General features: G+C 37.1%; 15 protein-coding genes. 2 read left to right on the forward strand and 13 right to left on the reverse strand.

Features of this window, described 5'->3' with window-relative positions; all coding sequences use genetic code 11:
- Complete coding sequence (locus tag ACUN8G_RS06735) at nt 1-1,569, forward strand: 4Fe-4S dicluster domain-containing protein (protein ID WP_437347632.1); 1,569 nt, start codon at nt 1-3, stop codon at nt 1,567-1,569.
- 230 nt (nt 1,570-1,799) lie between these two features.
- Complete coding sequence (locus tag ACUN8G_RS06740; protein WP_437347631.1) at nt 1,800-4,928, forward strand: T9SS type A sorting domain-containing protein; 3,129 nt, start codon at nt 1,800-1,802, stop codon at nt 4,926-4,928.
- Between the two features lie 455 nt (nt 4,929-5,383).
- Here ACUN8G_RS06740 and ACUN8G_RS06745 read toward each other — a convergent pair whose 3' ends face one another.
- The 13 genes from ACUN8G_RS06745 to purL form a co-directional block, all read right to left on the reverse strand.
- Complete coding sequence (locus ACUN8G_RS06745; RefSeq protein WP_437347630.1) at nt 5,384-5,677, reverse strand: hypothetical protein; 294 nt, start codon at nt 5,675-5,677, stop codon at nt 5,384-5,386.
- A 627-nt stretch (nt 5,678-6,304) separates the two neighbouring features.
- The gene (locus ACUN8G_RS06750) at nt 6,305-8,242 is read right to left on the reverse strand and encodes a T9SS type A sorting domain-containing protein (RefSeq protein ID WP_437347629.1); all 1,938 of its coding nucleotides are present in this window, start codon (nt 8,240-8,242) and stop codon (nt 6,305-6,307) included.
- 12 nt (nt 8,243-8,254) lie between these two features.
- A complete protein-coding gene (galB, locus tag ACUN8G_RS06755) occupies nt 8,255-10,675 on the reverse strand; it encodes a beta-galactosidase GalB (protein WP_437347628.1) in 2,421 nt (806 codons plus the stop codon).
- Between the two features lie 12 nt (nt 10,676-10,687).
- Nucleotides 10,688-13,507 (reverse strand): TIM-barrel domain-containing protein, encoded by a 2,820-nt coding sequence (locus tag ACUN8G_RS06760; RefSeq protein WP_437347627.1) that lies wholly within the window; start codon nt 13,505-13,507, stop codon nt 10,688-10,690.
- Nucleotides 13,508-13,674: 167 nt separating this feature from the next.
- Nucleotides 13,675-13,833, reverse strand: a complete 159-nt coding sequence (locus ACUN8G_RS06765) for a DUF5989 family protein (protein WP_437347626.1) — start codon at nt 13,831-13,833, stop codon at nt 13,675-13,677.
- Between the two features lie 10 nt (nt 13,834-13,843).
- Nucleotides 13,844-14,269 (reverse strand): SxtJ family membrane protein, encoded by a 426-nt coding sequence (locus tag ACUN8G_RS06770; RefSeq protein WP_437347625.1) that lies wholly within the window; start codon nt 14,267-14,269, stop codon nt 13,844-13,846.
- Nucleotides 14,256-16,070 carry a carbamoyltransferase family protein gene (locus ACUN8G_RS06775; protein WP_437347624.1) on the reverse strand — a complete coding sequence of 605 codons (1,815 nt, stop codon included), beginning with the start codon at nt 16,068-16,070 and terminating at the stop codon, nt 14,256-14,258. The genes ACUN8G_RS06770 and ACUN8G_RS06775 overlap by 14 nt, the downstream gene beginning before the upstream one ends.
- A 60-nt stretch (nt 16,071-16,130) precedes the next feature.
- Nucleotides 16,131-16,526 (reverse strand): Ser-Thr-rich GPI-anchored membrane family protein, encoded by a 396-nt coding sequence (locus tag ACUN8G_RS06780; protein WP_437347623.1) that lies wholly within the window; start codon nt 16,524-16,526, stop codon nt 16,131-16,133.
- A 60-nt stretch (nt 16,527-16,586) separates the two neighbouring features.
- Nucleotides 16,587-17,954, reverse strand: a complete 1,368-nt coding sequence (locus ACUN8G_RS06785; protein WP_437347622.1) for an MBL fold metallo-hydrolase — start codon at nt 17,952-17,954, stop codon at nt 16,587-16,589.
- On the reverse strand, nt 17,954-18,934 hold the full coding sequence (locus ACUN8G_RS06790) for an RHS repeat domain-containing protein (RefSeq protein ID WP_437347621.1): 981 nt from the start codon (nt 18,932-18,934) through the stop codon (nt 17,954-17,956). The genes ACUN8G_RS06785 and ACUN8G_RS06790 overlap by 1 nt, the downstream gene beginning before the upstream one ends.
- A gap of 4 nt (nt 18,935-18,938) precedes the next feature.
- On the reverse strand, nt 18,939-19,379 hold the full coding sequence (locus tag ACUN8G_RS06795; protein ID WP_437347620.1) for a hemerythrin domain-containing protein: 441 nt from the start codon (nt 19,377-19,379) through the stop codon (nt 18,939-18,941).
- A complete protein-coding gene (locus ACUN8G_RS06800; RefSeq protein ID WP_437347619.1) occupies nt 19,363-20,247 on the reverse strand; it encodes a YihY/virulence factor BrkB family protein in 885 nt (294 codons plus the stop codon). The genes ACUN8G_RS06795 and ACUN8G_RS06800 overlap by 17 nt, the downstream gene beginning before the upstream one ends.
- 9 nt (nt 20,248-20,256) lie before the next feature.
- Entirely contained in the window at nt 20,257-22,482 is a 2,226-nt protein-coding gene (gene purL / locus ACUN8G_RS06805) for a phosphoribosylformylglycinamidine synthase subunit PurL (RefSeq protein ID WP_437347618.1), read from the reverse strand.
- Nucleotides 22,483-22,567: the final 85 nt, after the last annotated feature.

Here is a 22,567-nt window from a genome sequence, read left to right on the forward strand (position 1 = left end):
ATGAATACTGGCCTGTTGAAAAAAATTCGTGTAGTTCTTGCTCTCGTATTTTTTATTCCTGTCACATATATTTTAATCGACTTTACAAATAGCGTTTCGACAAGCCTTATTGACAAAATTCTCTTTTTTCAATTTGTGCCTTCTTTATTAAAAAGTTTAATTTTGTTTTCGTTTACAACAGCGGGATTTATATTAGTACTATTATTAACGACCTTGTTTGGAAGGATATATTGCTCAACCATTTGCCCACTTGGCATTTTTCAGGATGTTATTAATTATATTGTAAAAAAAATAAAAAAACGGAAAAGAAGACTAAGTTTTATCACTCCAAATAAAACCGTTAAACTCACTTTGATGGCAATTCCCTTTCTGCTCCTCATAGTTGGTCTTGCCACAGGATTTCTTATTTTCGACCCATACAGCATTTACGGCAGATTGGCTGGTAACTTCTTGCGACCTGCGATAATTTTCACCAACAATATTGTCTCTTCTGTTCTGTCTTATTTCGACATTTATTCTGTCTATCCTGCAGAAATAAATGCTTTCAACACCGTGCCTTTCATTGTTGCTTTCTTCTACTTAATATTGATTACCTATTTAACCATAACAAAAGGGAGACATTACTGTAATTTAATTTGTCCAGTAGGGACGTTACTGGGATTAATTTCGCGATATTCTCTTTTTAAGATAAAAATTAATAACGAGGATTGTCTTTCATGTGGTTTATGCGAAAGGGATTGTAAAGGCAATTGCATCGACAGCAAAAATAAGAAAGTAGAATCTGAAAACTGTGTGATGTGCTTCAACTGCATTACAGCATGTCCAACAAAAGGTATAGTTTATTCGGCTGGAAATTATTTTAAGAAAAATACAATCGAAACGGATAGTAACAAAAGAAATTTTATCATTAAGAGTGTGGTATATTTATCCTCTCTCACATTCGTTGGACAAAAACTTCAGAATAAAATAGTGGTTACAAAACCAAGTACTATTCCCATTTTCAGAAAATACACAGTGTCTCCTCCAGGTTCAATAAGTCTGGAGCACTTCAACAATTCATGCACGGCGTGTCATCTCTGCATAAGTGCCTGCCCAACGCAGGTATTACAACCTTCTTTTTTGGAATACGGACTAAAAGGGATGTTACAACCGCATCTTGACAATGCATCAGGATACTGCAATTTTGATTGTATTATCTGCAGTGAAGTATGTCCAACAGGCGCGATACTGCCTTTAGCTGTCGAAGAAAAAAAACTCACTCAGTTGGGAATTGCAAAATTTGTAGAAGATAATTGTGTAGTCAAGACACAAAATACTGATTGCGGAGCCTGCGCGGAACATTGCCCAACAAAAGCAGTCCACATGATTCCTTATAAAAATAATCTATTTATACCGGAAGTACGAGAAGAATACTGTATCGGTTGCGGAGCGTGCGAACACGCCTGTCCTGTTAAACCTTATAAAGCAATTTATGTGGAAGGTAATCCAATTCACAAAACAGCCAAGATAAATCCTGAATACAAAGAGAATCATCAAGAAATCGATACCAGTACAGATTTTCCCTTTTAATTTCTTCTCATATCTTTTCCCTGACATCATAAACTTGTTGCAGATCACTCTTTTCAATTTGACTTACCTGTATTTATTTAATAGTTTGATATTGATTTTATTCATACCCTTTTTGCTAATATAACTCAGATCTTCTTTTAGTAAAAAGCTTCGTTAATTAACACGCTATATGTTCTTTACGTACTAATATAATTATCAACAATAAAAAAGATTTACTAAAAGGAGGTTTTATGAGTAAAAGCAAAAAGGTGATTATCCATTTTTTAGTTTTATCCTTCTTTTTTACGAGCAATTTCTTTGCTCAAAAAAAAGCAAATTTTAAACCAGAGAAAATTCAAAATGAGATTAATACCCAGCGCAATTTTTTTGTCGCACTGGAAACAAACGGAACATTTAATACAACCGTTTATACTTTTGGAGATATAACCGTATTCTCGTACTTCGATAATACCGTCGTTTCTATTTACGATGCTTCAAATAATTTTATTAGCAGTGAAACACTTAATATGGATTCATATCATACATTTAATTACGGTAGCGGAATTTTTAGAATTGTCGGGAATAAGACATACACGGTTTTAGTTGGCGATGCAATTACATCTACAGTTAATGGCTTTTATGCTGTTGACGAATCCGGGCGAGCGGTCTCTACTAAATTTAATACCTGGATGTCAAATAGTAGTTTCAACCAAGATGATTTTATAATATTCGGCTATCAAGATAATACGGGATTCACAGTTAAAAATCTTCAAACAGGTACATTAATTGCTGCTGGAACACTTAATGAAGGAGAGAATTATTCCTTTAAAAATGCAGGCAATATCCCATACGGTCTTCCATTACAGGTCTCTGCAACAAAACCTGTTTCAGTTTTATCTTACGAGGATCAGGATTATTATGTACCATCAAGCAATGGAAGCTTTGTTGGAACTTTGTTCTACGGTTTTTCTGGCTATAATGGTTACTGGCAAAATAGTATTACAGTTACCTCCTATTCCGATAACAATAACATAATAGTTAAAAATACCATAACTGGAGAAACGATAAGTGAATATACATTACAAAAGGGTCAGGTACATTCCGACGGAATAACTTCTGCTGTTTTTTGGACAGTCACGTCTTCACAACCGGTTTCCGCAGCTAATATTCCTTATGCCGGATGGAAAGACTCATATTATTATATGACCCGTGCAATAGATGAAACAGGAAAAGGATTTGGCAAACTTTTTTACGTCCCAACTATTGCCAGCAATATACACGTTTTTTCATTCGAAAATAATAATAATATAACTATCACTCAGCTCGGGGAATATGATCTATTCCCTTATACAAATCCATCGACTATCTGGAGTGGAACCCTTAATGAAGGTGAATTTTACTATTTTAATTCTGCTTATGGTAATTATGTCTATAAAATAGAAAGTTCCGGGTATGTTTCGGTTCTTCAAAGTAATGGTGGAGCAGGCGCGGATTTTATGCCACTTGCCTATTCGCTTGATTATCCTGACCTTGCAATTTCCACATCGGATATTGAATTAAGTAAGTCCGATGAAGAGATCAATGCAGGAGACAAGATTACAATTACTGTAACTGTACATAACTATGGAAGCGTACCTGCTAACAATGTAGTTATTACAGCGTTTGATGGCGATCCAGATGCTGGAGGCAGTGCACCTCCAATCGGTAGCGGTTCAATAGTAAGCATTCCAGCAGGCACCACAGAAATTTTCACATATAATTATACAGTACCCTTAGCTCCAGAATACCGAACGATTGTTGTAAAAGTTGATCCATTAAACAATATTACCGAATCAAACGAATCTAACAATAAAGCATTTAGAAGTATAAAACCGAACGAGGAACTTTTACCACCGCTTGCTGTAACTGTCACTGCACCGTCAAGTCTAATTTTGCAAAACGATGTTTTATCGCCCAATCCATTTACTGTTCAACTTGATATTTTTAATACAGGAACTGTTTCTGCCGGAGATGTTACTGCCACTCTTGAGTTATTAGATGGATTGAACTTGGCAACTGGTAATTTAGTACAAAATGTCGGCAATATAACAGCAAACTCGTCTACTTCGATAACTTACTCTATTAATGCCAATAAAAATATTTCAGGTTTCAATAGGTACAGAATCACTATTACGTCTTCCAATTCGGAAACAAAAACTATAAACCGAGCTATCAATGTGCCCGACGCTACTCCTCCATCTGTGCCTATAAATTTTGACGGACAAGTTTCTGGTGAAGGATGTGCCTTGTTCACCTGGAACAGAAATAGCGAATCGGACTTAGCTGGTTACTATTTATATTATGGGACCGACGGTATAAATTGGAACGGAACAGGTGCAAATCAAGGCGATTCACCAATACTTATAATCGGTCAAAATAATTTCGAAGTGTGCGGTTTAAAAGCAGGCATCTATTATTTTGCATTAAAAGCTTTTGACTCGTCAAATAATTTAAGTTCATTAACTAACACTGTTCAGATTTCTATATCTGGAGAAACAACTACCCAAACATTGTTTTATGGCGATACACCACAGATCTGGACTGTTGGAACAACTCCACCAGCCGACAGCGGCTATGTGTCCGGTACAAATATTTATAATGATTTAGGAAAATATCAAAGATTTGATATAACGGTAAACAGTCATTTAATTCAAGCCAATTTGTATTTTGCAGTCAAACAAATTGCTGGAACTGCCGACAATTTTAATTTAGTTGTTAAATCAGCTCAGATAGACGGAGCACCTGGTTCCACTCTTTATTCGAAATCATATTCTGTTGATTCAATAGACATCTCAAATCCCGGCGTTGTCTACAACGCTTTTCCGATTGATACAGATGTTTCTCTCACTGGACCTTTCTTTATAGGTATTGAATGGCTCTCGGGCGTGGACGATCAGTTTGGATTGGTTACTGATTCAGCTAATGAAGGTGCGAATGCAAAACGTGCATGGGAAAAATGGTCTGATGGCACATATCATGATATAAATTCTGCATGGCAAAACCTTGACATAGATCTCTGGATAGCTGCAGTTTTAAGTACAACTACCGAGATAAAAGTAATTACCAATGAATTACCACAGGGTTATATCCTCTCTCAAAATTATCCAAATCCTTTCAATCCAATAACAAAAATAAAATATGCTATTCCGCATAATGCTTATGTAACCCTACGCATTTATGATGTGCTCGGTAACGAAGTCAAAAAATTAGTAAGTGAATCTCAAAATGCAGGTTACTATGAAGTTGAATTCGATGGCTCAAATTTAGCCAGTGGAATTTATTTCTACAGATTAGAAGCAGGAAATTATTTTGCAACCAAGAAACTAATTATTGTTAAATAAGTCTCTAAAAAACTAAAAGTCTGCCTGTTAATAAACAAATTACCAGGCAGACTATTTATAATTATGTTATAACATTTGCTTACACGAAATAAGCTTTCTTATGGTAACAAGATAAAAATAATGCAGCCGATTTCTTGCTTCTATAAATAATTCAAAAATATGGTCTTCTCGACTTAGAAGTGTTTGCTTGGTATAAAAATCAAAAAAGTAGTTGACTTGCGATACATAAACTGTAGTATCGTGAAAGAAAGGAAAGATTTTGCTCACCTATTTCCTGAGCTTTCTTAGCTACACCCAGTACTTTATTAAGGAAAATATTTTGTAAAGAAGGCAATAACATTAAATAATTTAGAAACAGCAAAACAGTAATAATCACAAAAATTATTTAAAGATATCCACTATTAGTTTCTTGCGATCACGAAAAAAGAAGTGCTGTGCCGAAAAAAGCTTTTAGCCTATGTCCCCGTTGATTTAGTAGTTGATTTTACCCAATCAATTAAAATTATGAGAATGGCAAACGAGCCGAGGATTGCTGGAATAATATAAACCTCCTTGTAGTTAACGCCTTCAAACCACTTCCCGAAGACTGGTGTACCGAGCCAGGCACCAATCCATCCAAAAATTACTTTCGAAAGAAATGAATTGAAGCCAGGCCGAATATAATATTTGAGCGCATAATGAAGGATAGCCGAGACAACAACACTTATAATAAGTAAAATCAGAAAGCTTATAAAATCCATTCCAATCATAATCATCCCTCCTCTTATATAAACACTTCAGCACAGCACTTCTGGGGACAAAAGAAAATTAAAAAAATATTTTAAATGTGTCCACTCCATAATGTGGCGTCAGCTGTATGGTGAAATGGTTAAAGGACAAAACTAAGCTATACGAAGCAAAGTAATGAATTCAAAAATTCAACTCTGATTTGGATAAAAAATGTAAGGACAATTTAAGTCGCTTTTATGGTTCTGTTTTTGTTAAGATCATCAGGGCTTAAATTACAAAAGGTGGAGCATTGATTTAATACTGATTGATTTCCTTTGTTGATAACATTAAATATTATTGACGGCATCTATCGGTTTGTTCTATATCTACTTCTACCTTCACAGCTACAAACCACTGCTCGGATTTAGTTCTTCGTGAATGATTGCGAGTTTTTTGCTTGTTGTAATTTCTGAAAATCTTTCATAATGGAGCAATTCTGATTTATTCTTGGTTAATTGACCCCCTTTTCGCCTGAGGCAGAGGCACTTTTGCTAAGCTTCATGCATCATTATTAATGTTACTATTATAGATCTTCTTGTTTCATCTTTTCCAAGTGCATCATACCACGCTATTTAGTTCAATATGATTCTTTATGGAATTAATAATAGCTATTTAACAAGTACCATTTTTCTATTCAGAATTTTGTCACCAGCCTGAAGACTATAGAAATAAACACCAGCTGCTAAACTTTGAGCGTCAAAATCATATTCGTAATAACCTGCACTTAAATTTTGTCGATGTAGAATTGAAGCAATTTCCCTTCCGAGAATATCAAATACTTTTAATGAAACAGTTTCCCTACTCGACAACCTGAATGAAATATGAGTTGTGGGATTAAACGGATTCGGGTAATTTTGATAAAGTTGAAATTCATGCTCGACTGGGAAATTATTATCAACCGAAACTATATTATTACCGGGTTCAATTAAAATATATTGCACAGAAAGCGCTGGCGATTCTAATTTAATTTCATCTCCTATATCATAGGCCATAGCAGGTATTTTATCAAGTGTTGCAAGAGGACCCTGTGTTCTGTCTGTAGGTCCATATTCATTGTTGACATACACAAATTGTGAAAATTCACAATTGTCGCAGCCGCCAGTCAATGAATAGACATAATACTTTTCACCGACACCATACTCCGCTGGGTATATCTTAACTATTTGTGTAGCAGTCGACTTGTTCACTATTACCACTCCAATATGCCCCGACGTAAAAGTAGAAGCGTATGCTAAAACCTGAGAATTGCCTTTTACTTCAGTTTTGACCGAGTGGTCTCCTACAAATTTTTGTAAAAAATAAATGTAATAAAAATCGGGACGGGGATTCCATGGCGGAATACTTTGGTCATTGCCTCGATAAAACATCCCATCGCTTTCCCAATTTGCCAGTAGCCAGCGTGCGGACATTCCAAAATTATATTTAATTAACTCATTAAAAAGTATTACGGATTGCATACCGTTAATAATCGATGTTTTTGGTAAATCTGGATCTCCTCCAGTATTGTTCATGTTATACTCAGTTAAAGCGACGGGTTTCAGAGGAGCATTTTTATCAGAAATATCTTTCAAAATAAATTCAATGTTTTTCTTCACTTCGCTGGATGCTACGTCGAGCAATGATTTTGCATTTTTCGTCTGCCCAAAATAATTGTGGATCACATAAAAATCCGCTACCTCGGCACCTTCTTTGAAAAAGCCAGCATTCCATCTTCTGTCAACTGCGTTCCAGCTGTTTGTACCGTCATAATGAAGTATTTGTCCCCCGATATAAATTTTAGCTCCTATTTGATTGGCCGCGGCTTTCATTGAATCGACAAATATTTTAAAATGTTTCCCATACAACTCACCAGAAATAATTTCAGGCTGTTCATCTTTATTAAGCGCTGTATCGATTTTCCAGCCCGCTTCCCAAGGTCCTGCATTTTCGTTTCCTATTTCCCAGAATTTAGTACGTCCAGCGTCATAACGCACCCAATCAGCAGCAAGATGAGCAGCTTCGGCAACTGGATCGTCTCCTGTTCCGTAACGTGCATAACCGTAGTTGACGGTAATCAATCCCTGTGTAGATACTTCTTCTCTTAACCGATAATAATTATCGACAGTCGTAGGCCAGCTATTTTTTCCTAATTGAGGTTCGAATTTAACCCACGAATTTTTAGTACCATCCCATACAGTTGGAGGGACATTCTTTGCATTGCCATTCCAGAAAAAAATATCCGACCAGCTTCCGCCAGGATAACGTATTAAAGCGGGAGCCAATTGTTTTACCTGCTTTACGAAAATAGTATCGTAAATAGGATCGTTACCAATCCAGGCAGCCAATGCATTACCGAAGATATATTTCGATATTTTCCCGATTATATCTGTCGTTGCTATTGTAACAATTACATCTGCGGGCTTGTCGGTTTTAACTACATCAACAAAGTCGGGAATAGTTGCTTCCTTTGGCTCAAAGTCGATCAAAAAACAGTTCGTACCCGTTTGTGATAATAAGTGTGGAGCAGTAAAATTAATCACTGCCATTAATACTAAAAATTTTTTCATCTACTCCTCCACTTATTTTGTATAAATAATAATTTCTGAAGGAATTAAATTTTCCGCTTCCGCCTTTAGTTTAATTTCGCCGTAGTTTTTATCAGATTGAATTATAACCAGACAAAGACCATTAAATGTTTTTCTGTAGTTTGCTTTAAATGGTTCGTGACTCGTTTGCAGGCCGTTGTCCACTCCTACTATTCTACCTGGCCCATCAATTTCAAATTGAATAAGACAATCGGCGTTCGGCACTAAATTTCCATTTATATTCAAAACTTTCACAGTTATAAAAGAGAGATCCGTGCCATCAGCTCGAATTACATTCCGGTCTGCTTCCAATCTCAATTTATAAGGTTTATCGGCAGTGTAATTTTTTTTCACTACTACAGTTCCCTCAGATGCTCCGATAGCTTTTAACGTACCTTGCTTAAATTTTATCGACCAGATTAATCTCAAGTTTTCATCAGAAATAAACTTTTTCCCGATTGAATGTCCATTCAAAAAGAGTTCGACTTCAGACAGGTTCGTATATGACAGTACATCCACGTTGTCACCTTCTTTCCAATTCCAGTGAGGAAAGAGATGCAGCATTTTATTTTCAGTCCACTGACTCTGGTAAAAGTAATATGAATCTTTAGGAAAGCCCGCCAGGTCGATTAAACCGAAATAGGAACTTCTCGACGGCCAGCCATAAGGCGTCGGTTCTCCAAGATAATCGAAACCAGTCCATATAAACATTCCCGAAATGAAATCATATTTCTTGACGGTTTTCCATGTATCGAGATGCGTTGAACCCCACGGGGCTCTACAATTGTCGTACGAAGAACATGTATTGTCAGGGTTGCCATCGTAAAAAGGTTTATCCCACCTTTCGGGCCATATTCTGATGCTGTCCGAAGGCATATCGTAATGCCCGCGTGTAGCAAGCGCAGAATTAGTTTCGGTGGCAATAAATTTTTTACCAGGAAATTTTTTCGGAAAGTCAGGATATTCTTCGTGATGATAATTAAATCCAATTAAATCGAGAGCACCACTCTCAAATAATGGATTATCGGGAGAAGTGTTATTGCACGCTGCTGTAACCGGACGTGTGGAATCAATACTTTTTACAATCGAGGTAAGTTCTTTTGTTATTTTAACGCCAAGTGAATCATCTTTATCCCATTGTTCGATAACTTCGTTGCCAATACTCCACAAAATTATGCTCGGATGATTTCTGTCCCTCATTATCATATCTTCGATGTCTTTTTTATGCCATTCATCCCAGTAGAGAGCATAATCGTATTCAGTTTTCTTTTTTTTCCAAATATCAAAAGCTTCGTCCATTACCAAGAATCCCATGCTATCGCATAAATCGAGTAATTCTTGAGCAGGTGGATTATGAGATGTTCTAATTGCGTTAACACCCATTCTTTTTAGTATTTCGAGCTGTCTTTCGATTGCACTCTTATTAACCGCCGCACCAAGAGCTCCTAAATCGTGATGATTGCATACACCTTTTATTTTAATTTTTTCACCATTCAGATAAAATCCTCTCGCTGCATCAAAACTAATTGTTCTTATTCCAAATGGAGTTATGTAATCGTCCACTGTTCTACCGTTTTCGTAAATTGTTGTATGTGCCATGTATAAATAGGGATTTCTAAGAGACCAGAGTTGAGGATTATGCAGATGGAAATTTTGTGCAAATTTTGTTACGCCGGAAGCAATTGTCTTTGTTTCTGATTCAGCTACTGCAATTTGTCGCATCTCAGCGTCATAAATTACGGTTTTAATATTAACTGAAGCAGGTTTATCGTTATCGTTCCTGATTGTAATTTCGATATTTACTTTGGATAATGAATCGGAAACAAATGGCGTGGTTACGAATGTGCCCCATTGATCGACATAGATTGGATTAGTAACTACCAGACGTACATTGCGATAAATACCCGACCCGCTGTACCATCTTGAATTTGGTTGTTTTGAATTATCAACTTTTATCGCAATAAGATTTTTATCGCCGTATTTAATGTAGTCGGTAAGTTCATATCTGAAAGAAATATATCCATTTGGTCTGTTGCCCAAATAAGCACCGTTAATCCACACCTGGCTGTTCATATAAACTCCATCAAATTCGATGAAGATTCGTTTACCAGCATACGAATCAGGAACTAAGAATTCTTTTCTGTACCAACCGATGCCTCCTGGTAAAGCGCCACCACCAACTGTAGCTGGATTGTTCTCATCGAACTTACCTTCAATACTCCAATCATGCGGGAGATTTAATTGTCGCCATTGAGAATCGTTTAACGCGGGGTCGTTTCCGTTAGTAATGTCACCTAAATGAAATTTCCAATCTTCATTAAAATTTTCTACTCTTCTTATTTCCAGCGTCTGCGATAAAGCCATTTCCGCAATAAGACAGAGAATCATAATTAAGTTGGCAATTTTTACTTTCATTTTTTCCCTCGTTTAAAATCTGATTTTAACTTCTTTGCCGTAATATTTAATACTGTGATCAGGTTCGGGATCAAATTCAAAAGGCCTGGGAGAATCGGGACTTACATAGATGATATTGATTATTCTCTCTGAAAGCATACCGGGGAATTTGCCTTTTCTTTCGCCAATGGTTAATTCCTTGTTGCTATCATTGTATTTGAATTCTATTGTTGAATAAAGTCCTTTTTCATAATTGTAATTCGTACCTTCGTCTTCATATAGCTTGAAGGAGCCGTCTTTTCCTGAATAAACAAAAAGAGTAAGAGTGTCGGCTTGTTTTTGACCTGAGTATTGAATGTCGGGTCCAAAAGGTACAATGGAACCCGCCATTACAAATAGAGGGATGCGTTCATAAGGTGCAGAAGTGGAGATTGTATTCCCACCGGAATATTTTTTACCTGTATAGAAATCGTACCAATCAGAACCGGCTGGTAGATAAACATTCCTGGTACGTGCTTTGTATTCAGTAACAGGATTAACCATGAATGCAGGTCCGAACATATACTGGTCAGAGATATTCAGCACATTTTTATCGTTTGGGAAATCGAAGATTAACGAGCGCATGATCGTATAATCTTCAAAAGTTACCATCCCTGCAAGAGAATAGATATAAGGCATTAATCGGTAACGCAATTTGTCGTAATAGACCATCGACTCGTAAGCCGGGTGACCTTCGGGAGAAACATTGAATATTTCCCTGTAAGGAAATTGACCGTGAGAACGAAAGAGGGGGCAAAATGCACCGAACTGGAACCAACGAGTATTTAATTCCCGCCATTCGTCAAGATCTTTTTCTGATGGATTTTCATATCTCGGTTCAACAGCGAAACCGCCTATATCGGTAGTCCAGTATGGAATGCCCGACAAACTAAAATTGAGACCAGCGGGAATTTGAACCTTCAAGTCGTACCATCTGGCTGCAACATCGCCACTCCAGGTAGCTGCGCTATATTTTTGTTGACCTGCAAAAGCAGATCTGGTAAGTATAAACACTCTCCTGTCGGGATCTGAAAATCGTTGTCCTTCATAAACGGCTTTCGAGTTCAGAAGAGAATAAGTGTTTCTGTAACGAGCCGACGTGCCTAAAGCTGTCGGTCCCATTCGTCTCGTGGTTTCTTCGGGCGAAAGATTTGAATGGATATCAGGTTCGGTTGCATCGAGCCACCATGCGTCGACGCCTTTTGAGAATAATTTATTTTCAATTTGTTTCCAGTACAATTTACGTGCGCCCTCGCTGTACGGGTCATAAAATGTTGATACATATCCTCTACCTACCCAGTCTTTTTCGCCGACATCAACATTTCTCATATAGAGCCAACCATTCTTTTTAAACTCTTCGTAATGATCCGTACCCACATAAAATTTAGGCCATACGGAAATCATGATGTGAGTATTAAGACTATCGTGCAATTTTTTAATCATCCCATCAGGATCAGGAAAGCGTAACGGATCAAAGTCGTGACTTCCCCAATCGTCTTCTTTCCAATAAAACCAATCCTGCACAATATTGTCGAGTGGAATATTTCTTTTCCTGTATTCTCTGACCACATTAAGTAATTCATCTTGAGTTTTGTATCTTTCTCTACATTGCCAGAAACCCAGTGCCCATCTGGGCATAACAGGAGCTCTTCCCGTTAAATATCTATAACCTTTAATAACCTCATCAATGTTATTGCCGTAAACAAAATAATAGTCGATCTGGTCGGCAACTTCCGAATAGAAAGAGATTAATCCGTCATAATTTTCGTCCGACGGAGGAAGCGATTTCAATCCGATATATCCTCCCGAATGAACCCATTCGATTTTGATTTTTTTTCTATCTCCTTTTTTCAAATTCAATTTTATAATGTGAGCCCAGGGGAGCCAGTTTTGCCTCCACGAATCGACCACAAGTGAGTCATCAATCCACATTTTTGTATAACCGGAGCAATAAAGTCTCAGTTTATGAAGTCCCTCCTTATTACTTTCTATATAGCCTTCCCATCTTATGGATTTAATTTTTTCAAAACCATCCGGGAAAAGGTCGTTTTTGTCGATGTATTCGTGTTCAATTTTATTTTCTAACCTTTCGATAGCCTTTTGATCAAATTTTTCATCAACAAAATATTCTGCAGACAAACCTTCTTGTTTACCGTCCCTGGAAAACAATTTAAATGTTTTATCGAGGGAGACATAATCCCTGTAATCACCGAATTTTGTATGAGAATAGTTATCCCATAAAATGCCATAGTTTTTGGAAGAAACCATGAAAGGGATAATGTCGACGATATTATATTGTAATAAATCGACGTCTTCGTTTTTGTAGTTCATAATTCCATTCTGGTGAGCGCCCAGTCCGTAGATAGCTTCGTCTGGCGAAGCTTTGAAGATCTGACGAATATTATAGACATTCTCGCCCATGATATTGGTATCTACGAAAATTCTGCAAACGTTTTCGGGCTCTTGCAAAATAATATTCCCTTCCCTGTCATAAAAAGAAATCCTCTCTGTCGATTTATCAATTCTTACTATTAATGTCTCTGAAGAAAGCAAAATATAGTCACCCTTGTCTTCAGTTCTAAAATTGCCTGATGGCTTCACGCTTTCGTCGATAATCAAACTTTTTTTGAATGAAAATTCGTCAGAGGGTGAAGCAATTACGTGGACAATCTTATCATTGATGAATTCGACCTTCAAAAGCTTTGTATTGGAACCACTGCCAGTTTTCATCTGGAATGAATTATCACTCTGAGTTTGAGTTGCACTAAAAACGACAAAGAAAAAAATAAATACCGTAATAATGTTAAATTTCATATTACCCCTCTAAATTAAACTGTTTGTTTTTTGTTAATCGAACAAGAACAATTTCGATTATGAATTCTAAAGTTGCTTTAATAACTACAAAGGTAATAAAAAAAATAATTGCCCACGATTACTAATTTATCGGGAAAACAGGGAATTCCGAATAATTAAATGAGTCATCAAAACAGCGCATAAATAAAAGGCGCCAGCGCTGAACCTTGCGTTGCAATAATTAGAGCTCCTAAAAGCACCAGGAAAACAACTATTGGCATTAACCACCATTTTTTGCGTTCTTTCATGAATTGCCATAATTCTTTCATTATCGATATTTTACTCATAAATTTTCTCCTAAAATTGTTTCTCAGGATCGCTAATATTTTCCTTTTCTTTTTTATTCCAGTACGATCTTCTTTCTTTTTCGATTTCCAGCTCAAGAAAATTTTTTCCAGACAATCTTAATATTAAACCGAGTGGAGTTATAATCAAATAAAATAAAATGATGAGAGTAAGTCGCGACATAAAATAACTGAGGAAAACGGCAATTGACATCCATCCTTTGTAAAAAGGATAAATGACTTTTACCGGCAAAAAATATCCCAAACTGGCAAGTATACCTGCAAATAAAAATAAATAATAACTGACATCGGTAAAGAAATAAAAATAGATGTATATCAATAAAAAAATGCTTCCAATGATAAGTGGAAATTTTTTAATTGCATTTTTATTCGGTTTCAGATTAGAAATTTCTTCAGTAATATTTTTAATCCAGTTCAAATTCTTTTCTCCAGTCGTTTTGCTCTTTGAATTCGGGTTGATCTTTCTTGTCGAGCAAAAAATTTTCCAGCACCAAGAAGTCGATATTTGTACGCATGAAACATCTGTATGCTTCTTCAGGAGTTCTGACTATTGGCTCGCCTCTGACGTTGAAAGAAGTATTTACTATTACCGGGCATCCGGTCAACTCTTCAAATTTGGAGATTAATTTGTAATAATCTGGATTTCGTTTTTTGTCGACGGTTTGTATCCGAGCTGAATAATCGACATGTGTAACTGCAGGAATAACCGAACGAATCACATTTAACTTATCGATTCCGAAAAGATTCCCGTCGGCTGTGTGATTCACTCTTTTTTCCTCTTTTACGTCAGCAACAAGTAACATATAAGGACTGGGGCGGTCGATATTAAAAAACTCGGTTGCTTTTTCTTCCAGTACAGAAGGTGCAAAAGGTCTGAAGCTTTCCCTGAATTTAATTTTAAGATTCATATTTTTCTGCATTGAAGGATCTCGTGCGTCGCCCAGAATCGACCTCGCACCGAGCGCTCTGGGTCCGTATTCCATTCTCCCTCTGAACCAACCAACAACATTGCCCTGAGAAATCAATTCAGCCGTTTTATCAATAATTTCCTCGTCGGATAATTTCTGGAAAGGGATATTATTTTTTTTAAGATAATCTTCAATATATTCGTTATCGAATCGAGGTCCGAGCAACGACCCGTTTTGAGAATCGTTAACTTCGTCGACGTTTCGGTCGTTGTTCAGGTACTGATACCAGCCAAAGAGAGCGGCACCGAGTGCTCCTCCGGCATCTCCTGCAGCGGGCTGAATCCAGATATCATCAAAAATATTTTCTCTCAGCAATTTACCATTCGCCACACAATTCAAAGCAACTCCGCCTGCCAGACACAAATTTTTCATATTCGTTTCGTTTTTAATGTGTCTTGCCATTCTTAAGATGACTTCTTCTATTACCACCTGTACCGAAGCGGCTAAGTCCATTTCCCTCTGCGTCAATTTAGATTCCGGCTTTCTGGGTTTTCCGCCAAATAATTTGTCGAACTTTGAATTCGTCATCGTCAAGCCGGTACAGTAGTTAAAATAATCCATATTGAGACGAAATGAACCGTCATCTTTCAAATCAATAAGATTGTCATAAATCAAATCTACATATTTGGGCGTACCGTAGGGTGCAAGACCCATTACTTTGTACTCACCAGAATTAACTTTAAAACCTGTATAATAAGTGAATGCCGAATAGAGCATTCCGATTGAATGGGGGAATTTTATGTCGGCAAGAATAGTAATTTTATTCTCCTTTCCGATACCGTAGCTTGTGGTAGTCCATTCGCCAACACCGTCGATGGTTAAAAAAGCAGCTTCTTTAAATGGTGAGGGGAAAAAAGCCGAGGCTGCATGGGACTGATGATGTTCAGGAAAAAGAATTTTTCCGTCGTAATTCAGTCGCTCTTTTATCTGTTCTTTGATCCACAATTTTTCTTTTATCCAGACGGGCATGGCACTTAGAAAAGAAGTAATACCTTTGGGAGCAAAAGTAAGATATGTTTCGAGGAGGCGTTCAAATTTCAAAAAAGGCTTGTCGTAAAAAGCAACTAAATCGACGTCGGAAATTTTAATTCCTTCATATTCGAGACAAAAATTAACGGCGTGGCCGGGGAATCGATAGTCGTGCTTCTTACGAGTAAACCTCTCTTCCTGCGCCGCTGCTACAATTCTACCGTCTTTAATTAATGCCGCTGCGCTATCGTGATAATATGCCGAAATTCCAAGTATATACATGAACCGATTTTTTTGTGAATTTGAACTTAGGACTTTTTGTTAAATTTTACAATCTGATTATTACGGCACAAGGCTCGATTTTATAATAAAATAATCGCTAAGTATTGAGGGGAAATGAGAGTCGTGATTAGTTATTTCAATTCTGTAATGAATTGAAGGTTTTATATTTACATCAATATTCCACTCGAATTCGCCATCGTTCTCCGTCTCGGCAGATATTATCTCTTTGACTACGGACTTTCTGAGTAAACGAATGTAGACCTTTTTTATATTGGCGGGCATTTCCCATTTAATTTTCATTATGCTTCCTGTGTAGTAAAGATCTCCTTCGGCAGGTGAAAAGATTTTTGATTTGATAAATACGGAAGGGTAAACCTCTTCTTCTTCGACGGGGAGTTCCTCTCGGCAAGCATACAAAATTAAAACTAAAGATAGTATATGAAGAATTGTTTTCATATCAATTCTTCAATTACATCTATAAGTTATATTAATTTGGATAAAATTGAAATGATAAACTTAATCCCCGAGAATAATTTCCTTTCCCAGTTCGGCTGAGTAAAGTTTAACATCAGGGATAGAAGTAAGTAAGTTATATCCTAACCAATTCTGAGCAGATTCTTCTCCGTGAACAAGTATTACAGTTTCAGGATCAAGTTTTTGTGCAAAGTTAATGAGGCTGTCACGATTAGCGTGTGCCGAAAAATAGAAGCGTTTTATATCGCATTCGACATTAATTTGCCTGTCGCCGTTAAATATCAGTGTGTCATTCTTTTTTGCATTAATAATTTTATAGCCCGGCGTGGAAGGATCCATGTAACCGACTCCAAATATTCCGAAATCTTTCTGTCGCAACCAGAATTGAGCAAGTTGATATGAAGAAGTTCCTTCGAGCATCATTCCGCTGGATGCTAATACGTAACCCGGATTTTTTTTGTAATAATTATTGTCGCTAATTTCATTCAAGTTGGATTGGCGAATTTGCTTTAATTCATTATCAGGACCTTTTCTTCTGACAACATACCTGTATCGGTCATAGATGTTCGATATTTCCCTGCCGATCCCTCCTGTATATATTTCTGCTTCGGTTAATCTGCCGCTTCTAATAGCTTCATCAATCAACATCAGCATTTCCTGCATTTTTCCGAGTGCAAATACTGGAATCAGAACCGATCCTCCTTTCACAATAATTTTATTCAATTCAGTTACGAATCTATTTAATTCCGTTTCCCAACTCCCGATCAACTTCGTGTCGGTATCGCCGTAAGTCGATTCCATAATCAAAAGATCGACTTTGTCCACTGAGTTTACGTCTGCACGTATTTCAATAGATTGTTCGGATAAGTTCAAATCACCCGTGTAAAGAATTTTTACGTCTTCCGTTTTAATCATTACCATTGCCGAACCGAGTATATGCCCTGCATCGTAAAAGCATCCTTTTACTTTTCCGAATGCTGAGTTCAAGCCAGTCAGGTCAAATTCTTCGTTGTAATCGTAGTCGCGTATACTCCTTACGAGAAGATCGATTTCTTCATGCGTGTAAAACGGTATGTTTTCCTCTTCAGTTGTTTCTTTCTTTAGAATGTTCACCGCATTATGAAGCGTTATGGACATTAATTCTTTTGTATAGGGAGTTGTATAAATTATTACATGCGGATACTTTTTTATCAAGAACGGCAGAGCGCCAATATGGTCTTGATGAGCATGTGAAATTATTACAAAATCAAGAGGGTAGTTTTCCAGTAATTGAAATAAAGGTAAAGACTCAATTCCTTTCTTTCGCGGATGAATGCCGCAGTCAAGTAGTATTCCCGTTCCATCGATTTGAAGGAAAAAAGAATTAGCGCCTATTTCACGCGCGCCTCCTATAGGTAGAAATTTAATCATCAATAGAATTCGTATTCGTAGACTGCGAGATATGCAGGGCGTTCGTTATTTGCATAACGAATTTCCTCGTGTTGAAGTCCGTTTTTGTAATATGAAAAAGTCACTCTATACTGACGCGAACCATCTGAAAGGAAAAGTTTATCCTCGATGAGATTATTATTTTCGTCATAATTCATTTGACGAAAAGTTTGTTTGTTCTTCGTAGTTATCAGGTTACCTCGTTCGTCGTAGTTATAGACAACTTCATTTGTAGTAGAACCCGACTTTTGAATTTCTTTTATCAGGAATCCTTTGTCGTCATAAACATATTCTATCTCGGCTACTAATTGACCTTTAGCATTATATCCACTTACTTTAGTGAGTAGATTACCGTCATAGTAATATTTTTTCTCTGCATTTAAATTTTCTCCATAGTATTCGCGCTCGCTTATGAGATGGTTCAATGAATCATACTGAAACGTGATCCTCTCTTCCTGTACATTTCTGCTCGTGAGTATTCTTCTGTTAATTTCATTTCCTTTATCGTCATACTCGGATTCTTTGCGGGTAGTAAGATTTCCGAAGCTGTCATAAATCTCGGTAGCGATTAGCTTGCCTTTATTATCATAGGCAAATTGATAAACAAGGTCGATGCCCCCAAGAGCTGTATATCTGATCAGTTTAGTTCTCTGCCCCTTCTCATTAAAAAAAAGTTCTTCAATTAAAGTAAGTCTATCGGGCTTTTGACCGTTCCGCAAAAAGAAGCCCGCTTTTTTTCTGCGCACTTTAACCTTTAATTTTACTGCTTTTTCAAGTTCTTTAGCAGGTTGATCCTTAATTTCTCTACTTTTTTCCGGTTTGTTTTCTGTTTTTGCATTGACACCTTTTACTTTTTCGTTATTATTCTCCTGAGTATTGCCGCACTGTACTACCAATGACATGGTTATTAACGGCATCAGGATAAAAACAATCATAATCAACGCTTTGAATAATTTTTTCATACATTCATCCCTTTAACTTTGAGTACAACAAGGATAATTTTTCTTCGTCCAGTTGGTTTTGTATCAATTCAAATAATTCTCGTTCTTCCATTCTAATATGCTCGTCCAGCATCATTCCAATTTCGTGCATTGTATTTTCATAATCTTTTTCGATTTTTAGTTTATTGAACAGTTCCTCTAATTTATCATGTTCATTGAGCATTCTTTGAAACAGGTTATCGAGCTCAGGCGTAATACCCGAACAAAAAGGCAGCAAAATATCTTCCTCTTTACGAAAATGTTTTATCAATTCTGCACTATAAAACCGTAGAGCATAATTTCTTTTCCCTTCTACGTCAGCAGGCAAATCGCGATAAGCAGGAGTGTCCTTTTTTAATATCTGAGCAAGTATCAATCCGTTATGATGCTCTTTGGATAAATCGATCAAACTAGGATGTCTTTTCATTTAACCTCTCTCGATACAGTTGTCCTATCTCTGCGCCAGCAATAAAAATACATGACGAATAAAAGATCCATAATAATATAACAACAAAAAGGACAAAGGCGCCATAGAATGGATTAGTGTTGAGAAAATGTCTGATGTAATATCCGAACAGGCTCCTGGCAGTTTCCCATAATAAAGTAGTTGATATAGCGCTTGTTAGTGCTACTTTCTTTGGAAGACGTTCATAAGGTATAAGATAGTAGAGCAGAAAAAATAATATAAGCATTACTATCAGAGATATAATCCAGACAGCAATATTCCATACATTAGCAATTTCCACATATGAAATAACAGGCGAACTTTGCGCATTCTCCACAATAATATTTAGTATGGGAAATATAAGTGTTGAAAGTGAAATAAAGATTACAACGAGTAACACCATCCCGATATCGCGTAAAAATCCAATCAGTGCGTGTTTCTCAATTTTTGTATGAAAAATCTGATTAAGAATTGTTCGTAGACTACTGAATATCCAGGTTGATGTAACTATTAAGCCAAACAATCCAAGATACCCGGCAAGTGTTTTGTACTCGATAACCTGTGGAAGTCTTCTGCTGATTACTTCTTTAGCATAATCTGCATATTGCTTGTATGGAAGAAGCAATTCGATAATCTGATTGATTATTCTTTCGAGACGTGCTGCTTCGAATACATTGCCTAGCAAAGAAAATATCAATAGAATAAGAGGTATCATGCTCAGCAACAACGAATAAGCAATACCAGCTCCTGAAAGGAAAAGGTTGTGTTCTTCAATCCTCTGGTATAATCCCAACAGGTAATATTTCAATATTTTCAGAACGTTATAGGCTCTTTGAATAGATTTTTTCATTATTTCAGTTCAGACAATATTCATTTTTTCTGAAATAGAAGAATAATAGAGCTTAATCAAACGCTCCAGCTTAAACTGGTATTGATCGTTAACCGATAGAATATCGTCAATCGTTTCGCCAAGATAAGTGTATGGAGTAAAACTCCTGGAGGCAATTTGTTCAAAAGAATCTTTATTTTCGCGACTTACGGAAACAATCACTCTTGATTGACTTTCTGAAAAGAATGAAAAATCTTCTCTGGATTTAACGGGTATATGAACTTTTGCTCCGATTGGTTTTTCTTTGTTTATAATGCAACATTCCGCCAGTGCAATTAAAATTCCCCCTTCGGAAATGTCGTGTGCCGATTTAATAATTTTCCGTTTGATCAATTCGAGTAATAGATTATGAAGGTCCTTTTCGGTTTGCAAGTCAATTTTAGGAATTTTGCCTTTAACCAGGTTATGTTGAATTTTTAAATATTCGCTGCCGCCGATTTCTTCGTAGTCCTCGCCGAGCAGATAAATGAGATCTCCGGCATCCTTGAATTCTGCAGTTGTTACATTATCAATGTTTTCGATAATACCTACCATTCCAATTACCGGAGTGGGGTAAACAGCTCTGTCCGGACTTTCATTATAAAAGCTGACATTGCCACCTGTAACAGGTGTATTAAAGAAACGGCAAGCCTCTCCCATTCCTTCAATCGCTTTTTTGAAAGTCCAGTACATTTCAGGTTTGTATGGATTTCCAAAATTCAGACAATTCGTAATAGCCAGAGGAATTGCACCCGAACAGACAACATTGCGTGCTGATTCAGCAACTGCAATCTTTGTTCCTTCCTTAGGATTCAGATAAACATATCTACCATTGCAATCAGTTGTTGCTGCGATTGCTTTTTGAGTGCCTTTAATTCTTATCACTGCTGCATCAGAACCGGGACCAACGACAGTATTTGTTCTAACCATTGAATCGTACTGTTCATAAACCCAACTTTTCGATGCAATATTAGGAGATGAAAAAATCTTTTCAAACACTTCGGAAATACATTCTGGTTCCGGTATTTCGTTATGATCGAGTTTGGTAATTTCTTTCAAATATTCCGGTTCTTTAGCATCTCGATAATAAACAGGAGCTCCTCCGCCGAGGACAAGATCGTAAGGAGGAATTACTGCTTTCAGCTCGTTGTGATGCCTGATTTTCAGAAGTGGTTCGTCGGTGACATATCCGATAATTTCACAATTCAAATCCCACTTGTCGAAAATTTCTTTTACACGATCTTCTTTCCCCTTTTTTACAACCACCAGCATACGCTCCTGACTTTCTGAGAGCATAATTTCGTAGGCCGTCATTTTTTCTTCGCGTAGCGGAACCATATCGAGATTAATATCCATTCCCGATTTACCTTTGGCGCTCATTTCGGATGTCGAGCACGAAATTCCAGCAGCACCCATGTCCTGAATACCCACGATCAGGTCTTCTTTAATAATTTCGAGAGTAGCTTCAAGCAGGAGCTTTTCGGTAAACGGATCGCCTACCTGTACTGATGGTCTTTTCGACTCAGACTTTTCGGATATTTCTTCGGAAGCGAATGTAGCACCGTGAATGCCATCTCTACCAGTCGACGAGCCAACAATCATAACTGGATTGCCTTCCCCTCTGGCAATTGCCGAAGCAGTACGGTTTGTATCGACTATACCAATTGCCATTGCATTTACAAGAGGATTGTATTTATACGAATCGTCGAAATAGACTTCGCCACCGACAGTTGGAACTCCAAAACAATTCCCGTAATCGGCAATTCCTTTTACTACTCCTTCGAAAAGGTAGCGGGTTCGCGGATCGTCGAGTGTCCCGAAACGGAGCGAATTCAAACAGGCTATCGGTCGAGCACCCATTGTAAAAATATCTCTTAAAATACCCCCGACCCCAGTAGCTGCGCCCTGATACGGTTCCACAGCTGAGGGATGATTGTGACTTTCAATTTTAAATGCAATTGCAAGACCGTCGCCAATATCAACCAGTCCCGCATTTTCTTCGCCGGCTCCTACAAGCAGTCGACCACCCGACCTCGGAAGCGTTTTTAGTAGAGCAATCGAATTTTTATAACTGCAATGTTCACTCCACATTACACTGAAAATTCCGAGTTCCGTAAACGTGGGCGTCCTGCCAAGACGCTCGCAAATTATATTATATTCTTCTTCTGTCAATCCGTGTTCAAGTGCTAATTCTAAATTTACTTCCGGTTCTTTCATTTTCATTCTCTTTAGAATTTATAATTACGAATATAACAACATTTCAACTTTTTCACTCCCTTGATTTTTCGGAAAGAAATTTTAT

This window comes from Melioribacter sulfuriphilus (genome assembly GCF_052656625.1).

Excerpts from the sequence above, each read along its gene's own strand:
- ACUN8G_RS06740 (WP_437347631.1), top strand. The coding sequence starts at position 1,800 with ATGAGTAAAAGCAAAAAGGTGATTATCCATTTTTTAGTTTTATCCTTC.
- ACUN8G_RS06750 (WP_437347629.1), bottom strand. The coding sequence starts at position 8,242 with ATGAAAAAATTTTTAGTATTAATGGCAGTGATTAATTTTACTGCTCCA.
- ACUN8G_RS06760 (WP_437347627.1), bottom strand. The coding sequence starts at position 13,507 with ATGAAATTTAACATTATTACGGTATTTATTTTTTTCTTTGTCGTTTTT.
- ACUN8G_RS06745 (WP_437347630.1), bottom strand. The coding sequence starts at position 5,677 with ATGATTGGAATGGATTTTATAAGCTTTCTGATTTTACTTATTATAAGT.
- ACUN8G_RS06790 (WP_437347621.1), bottom strand. The coding sequence starts at position 18,934 with ATGAAAAAATTATTCAAAGCGTTGATTATGATTGTTTTTATCCTGATG.
- ACUN8G_RS06735 (WP_437347632.1), top strand. The coding sequence starts at position 1 with ATGAATACTGGCCTGTTGAAAAAAATTCGTGTAGTTCTTGCTCTCGTA.
- ACUN8G_RS06785 (WP_437347622.1), bottom strand. The coding sequence starts at position 17,954 with ATGATTAAATTTCTACCTATAGGAGGCGCGCGTGAAATAGGCGCTAAT.
- ACUN8G_RS06775 (WP_437347624.1), bottom strand. The coding sequence starts at position 16,070 with ATGTATATACTTGGAATTTCGGCATATTATCACGATAGCGCAGCGGCA.
- ACUN8G_RS06765 (WP_437347626.1), bottom strand. The coding sequence starts at position 13,833 with ATGAGTAAAATATCGATAATGAAAGAATTATGGCAATTCATGAAAGAA.
- ACUN8G_RS06795 (WP_437347620.1), bottom strand. The coding sequence starts at position 19,379 with ATGAAAAGACATCCTAGTTTGATCGATTTATCCAAAGAGCATCATAAC.
- purL (WP_437347618.1), bottom strand. The coding sequence starts at position 22,482 with ATGAAAGAACCGGAAGTAAATTTAGAATTAGCACTTGAACACGGATTG.
- ACUN8G_RS06800 (WP_437347619.1), bottom strand. The coding sequence starts at position 20,247 with ATGAAAAAATCTATTCAAAGAGCCTATAACGTTCTGAAAATATTGAAA.
- ACUN8G_RS06780 (WP_437347623.1), bottom strand. The coding sequence starts at position 16,526 with ATGAAAACAATTCTTCATATACTATCTTTAGTTTTAATTTTGTATGCT.
- galB (WP_437347628.1), bottom strand. The coding sequence starts at position 10,675 with ATGAAAGTAAAAATTGCCAACTTAATTATGATTCTCTGTCTTATTGCG.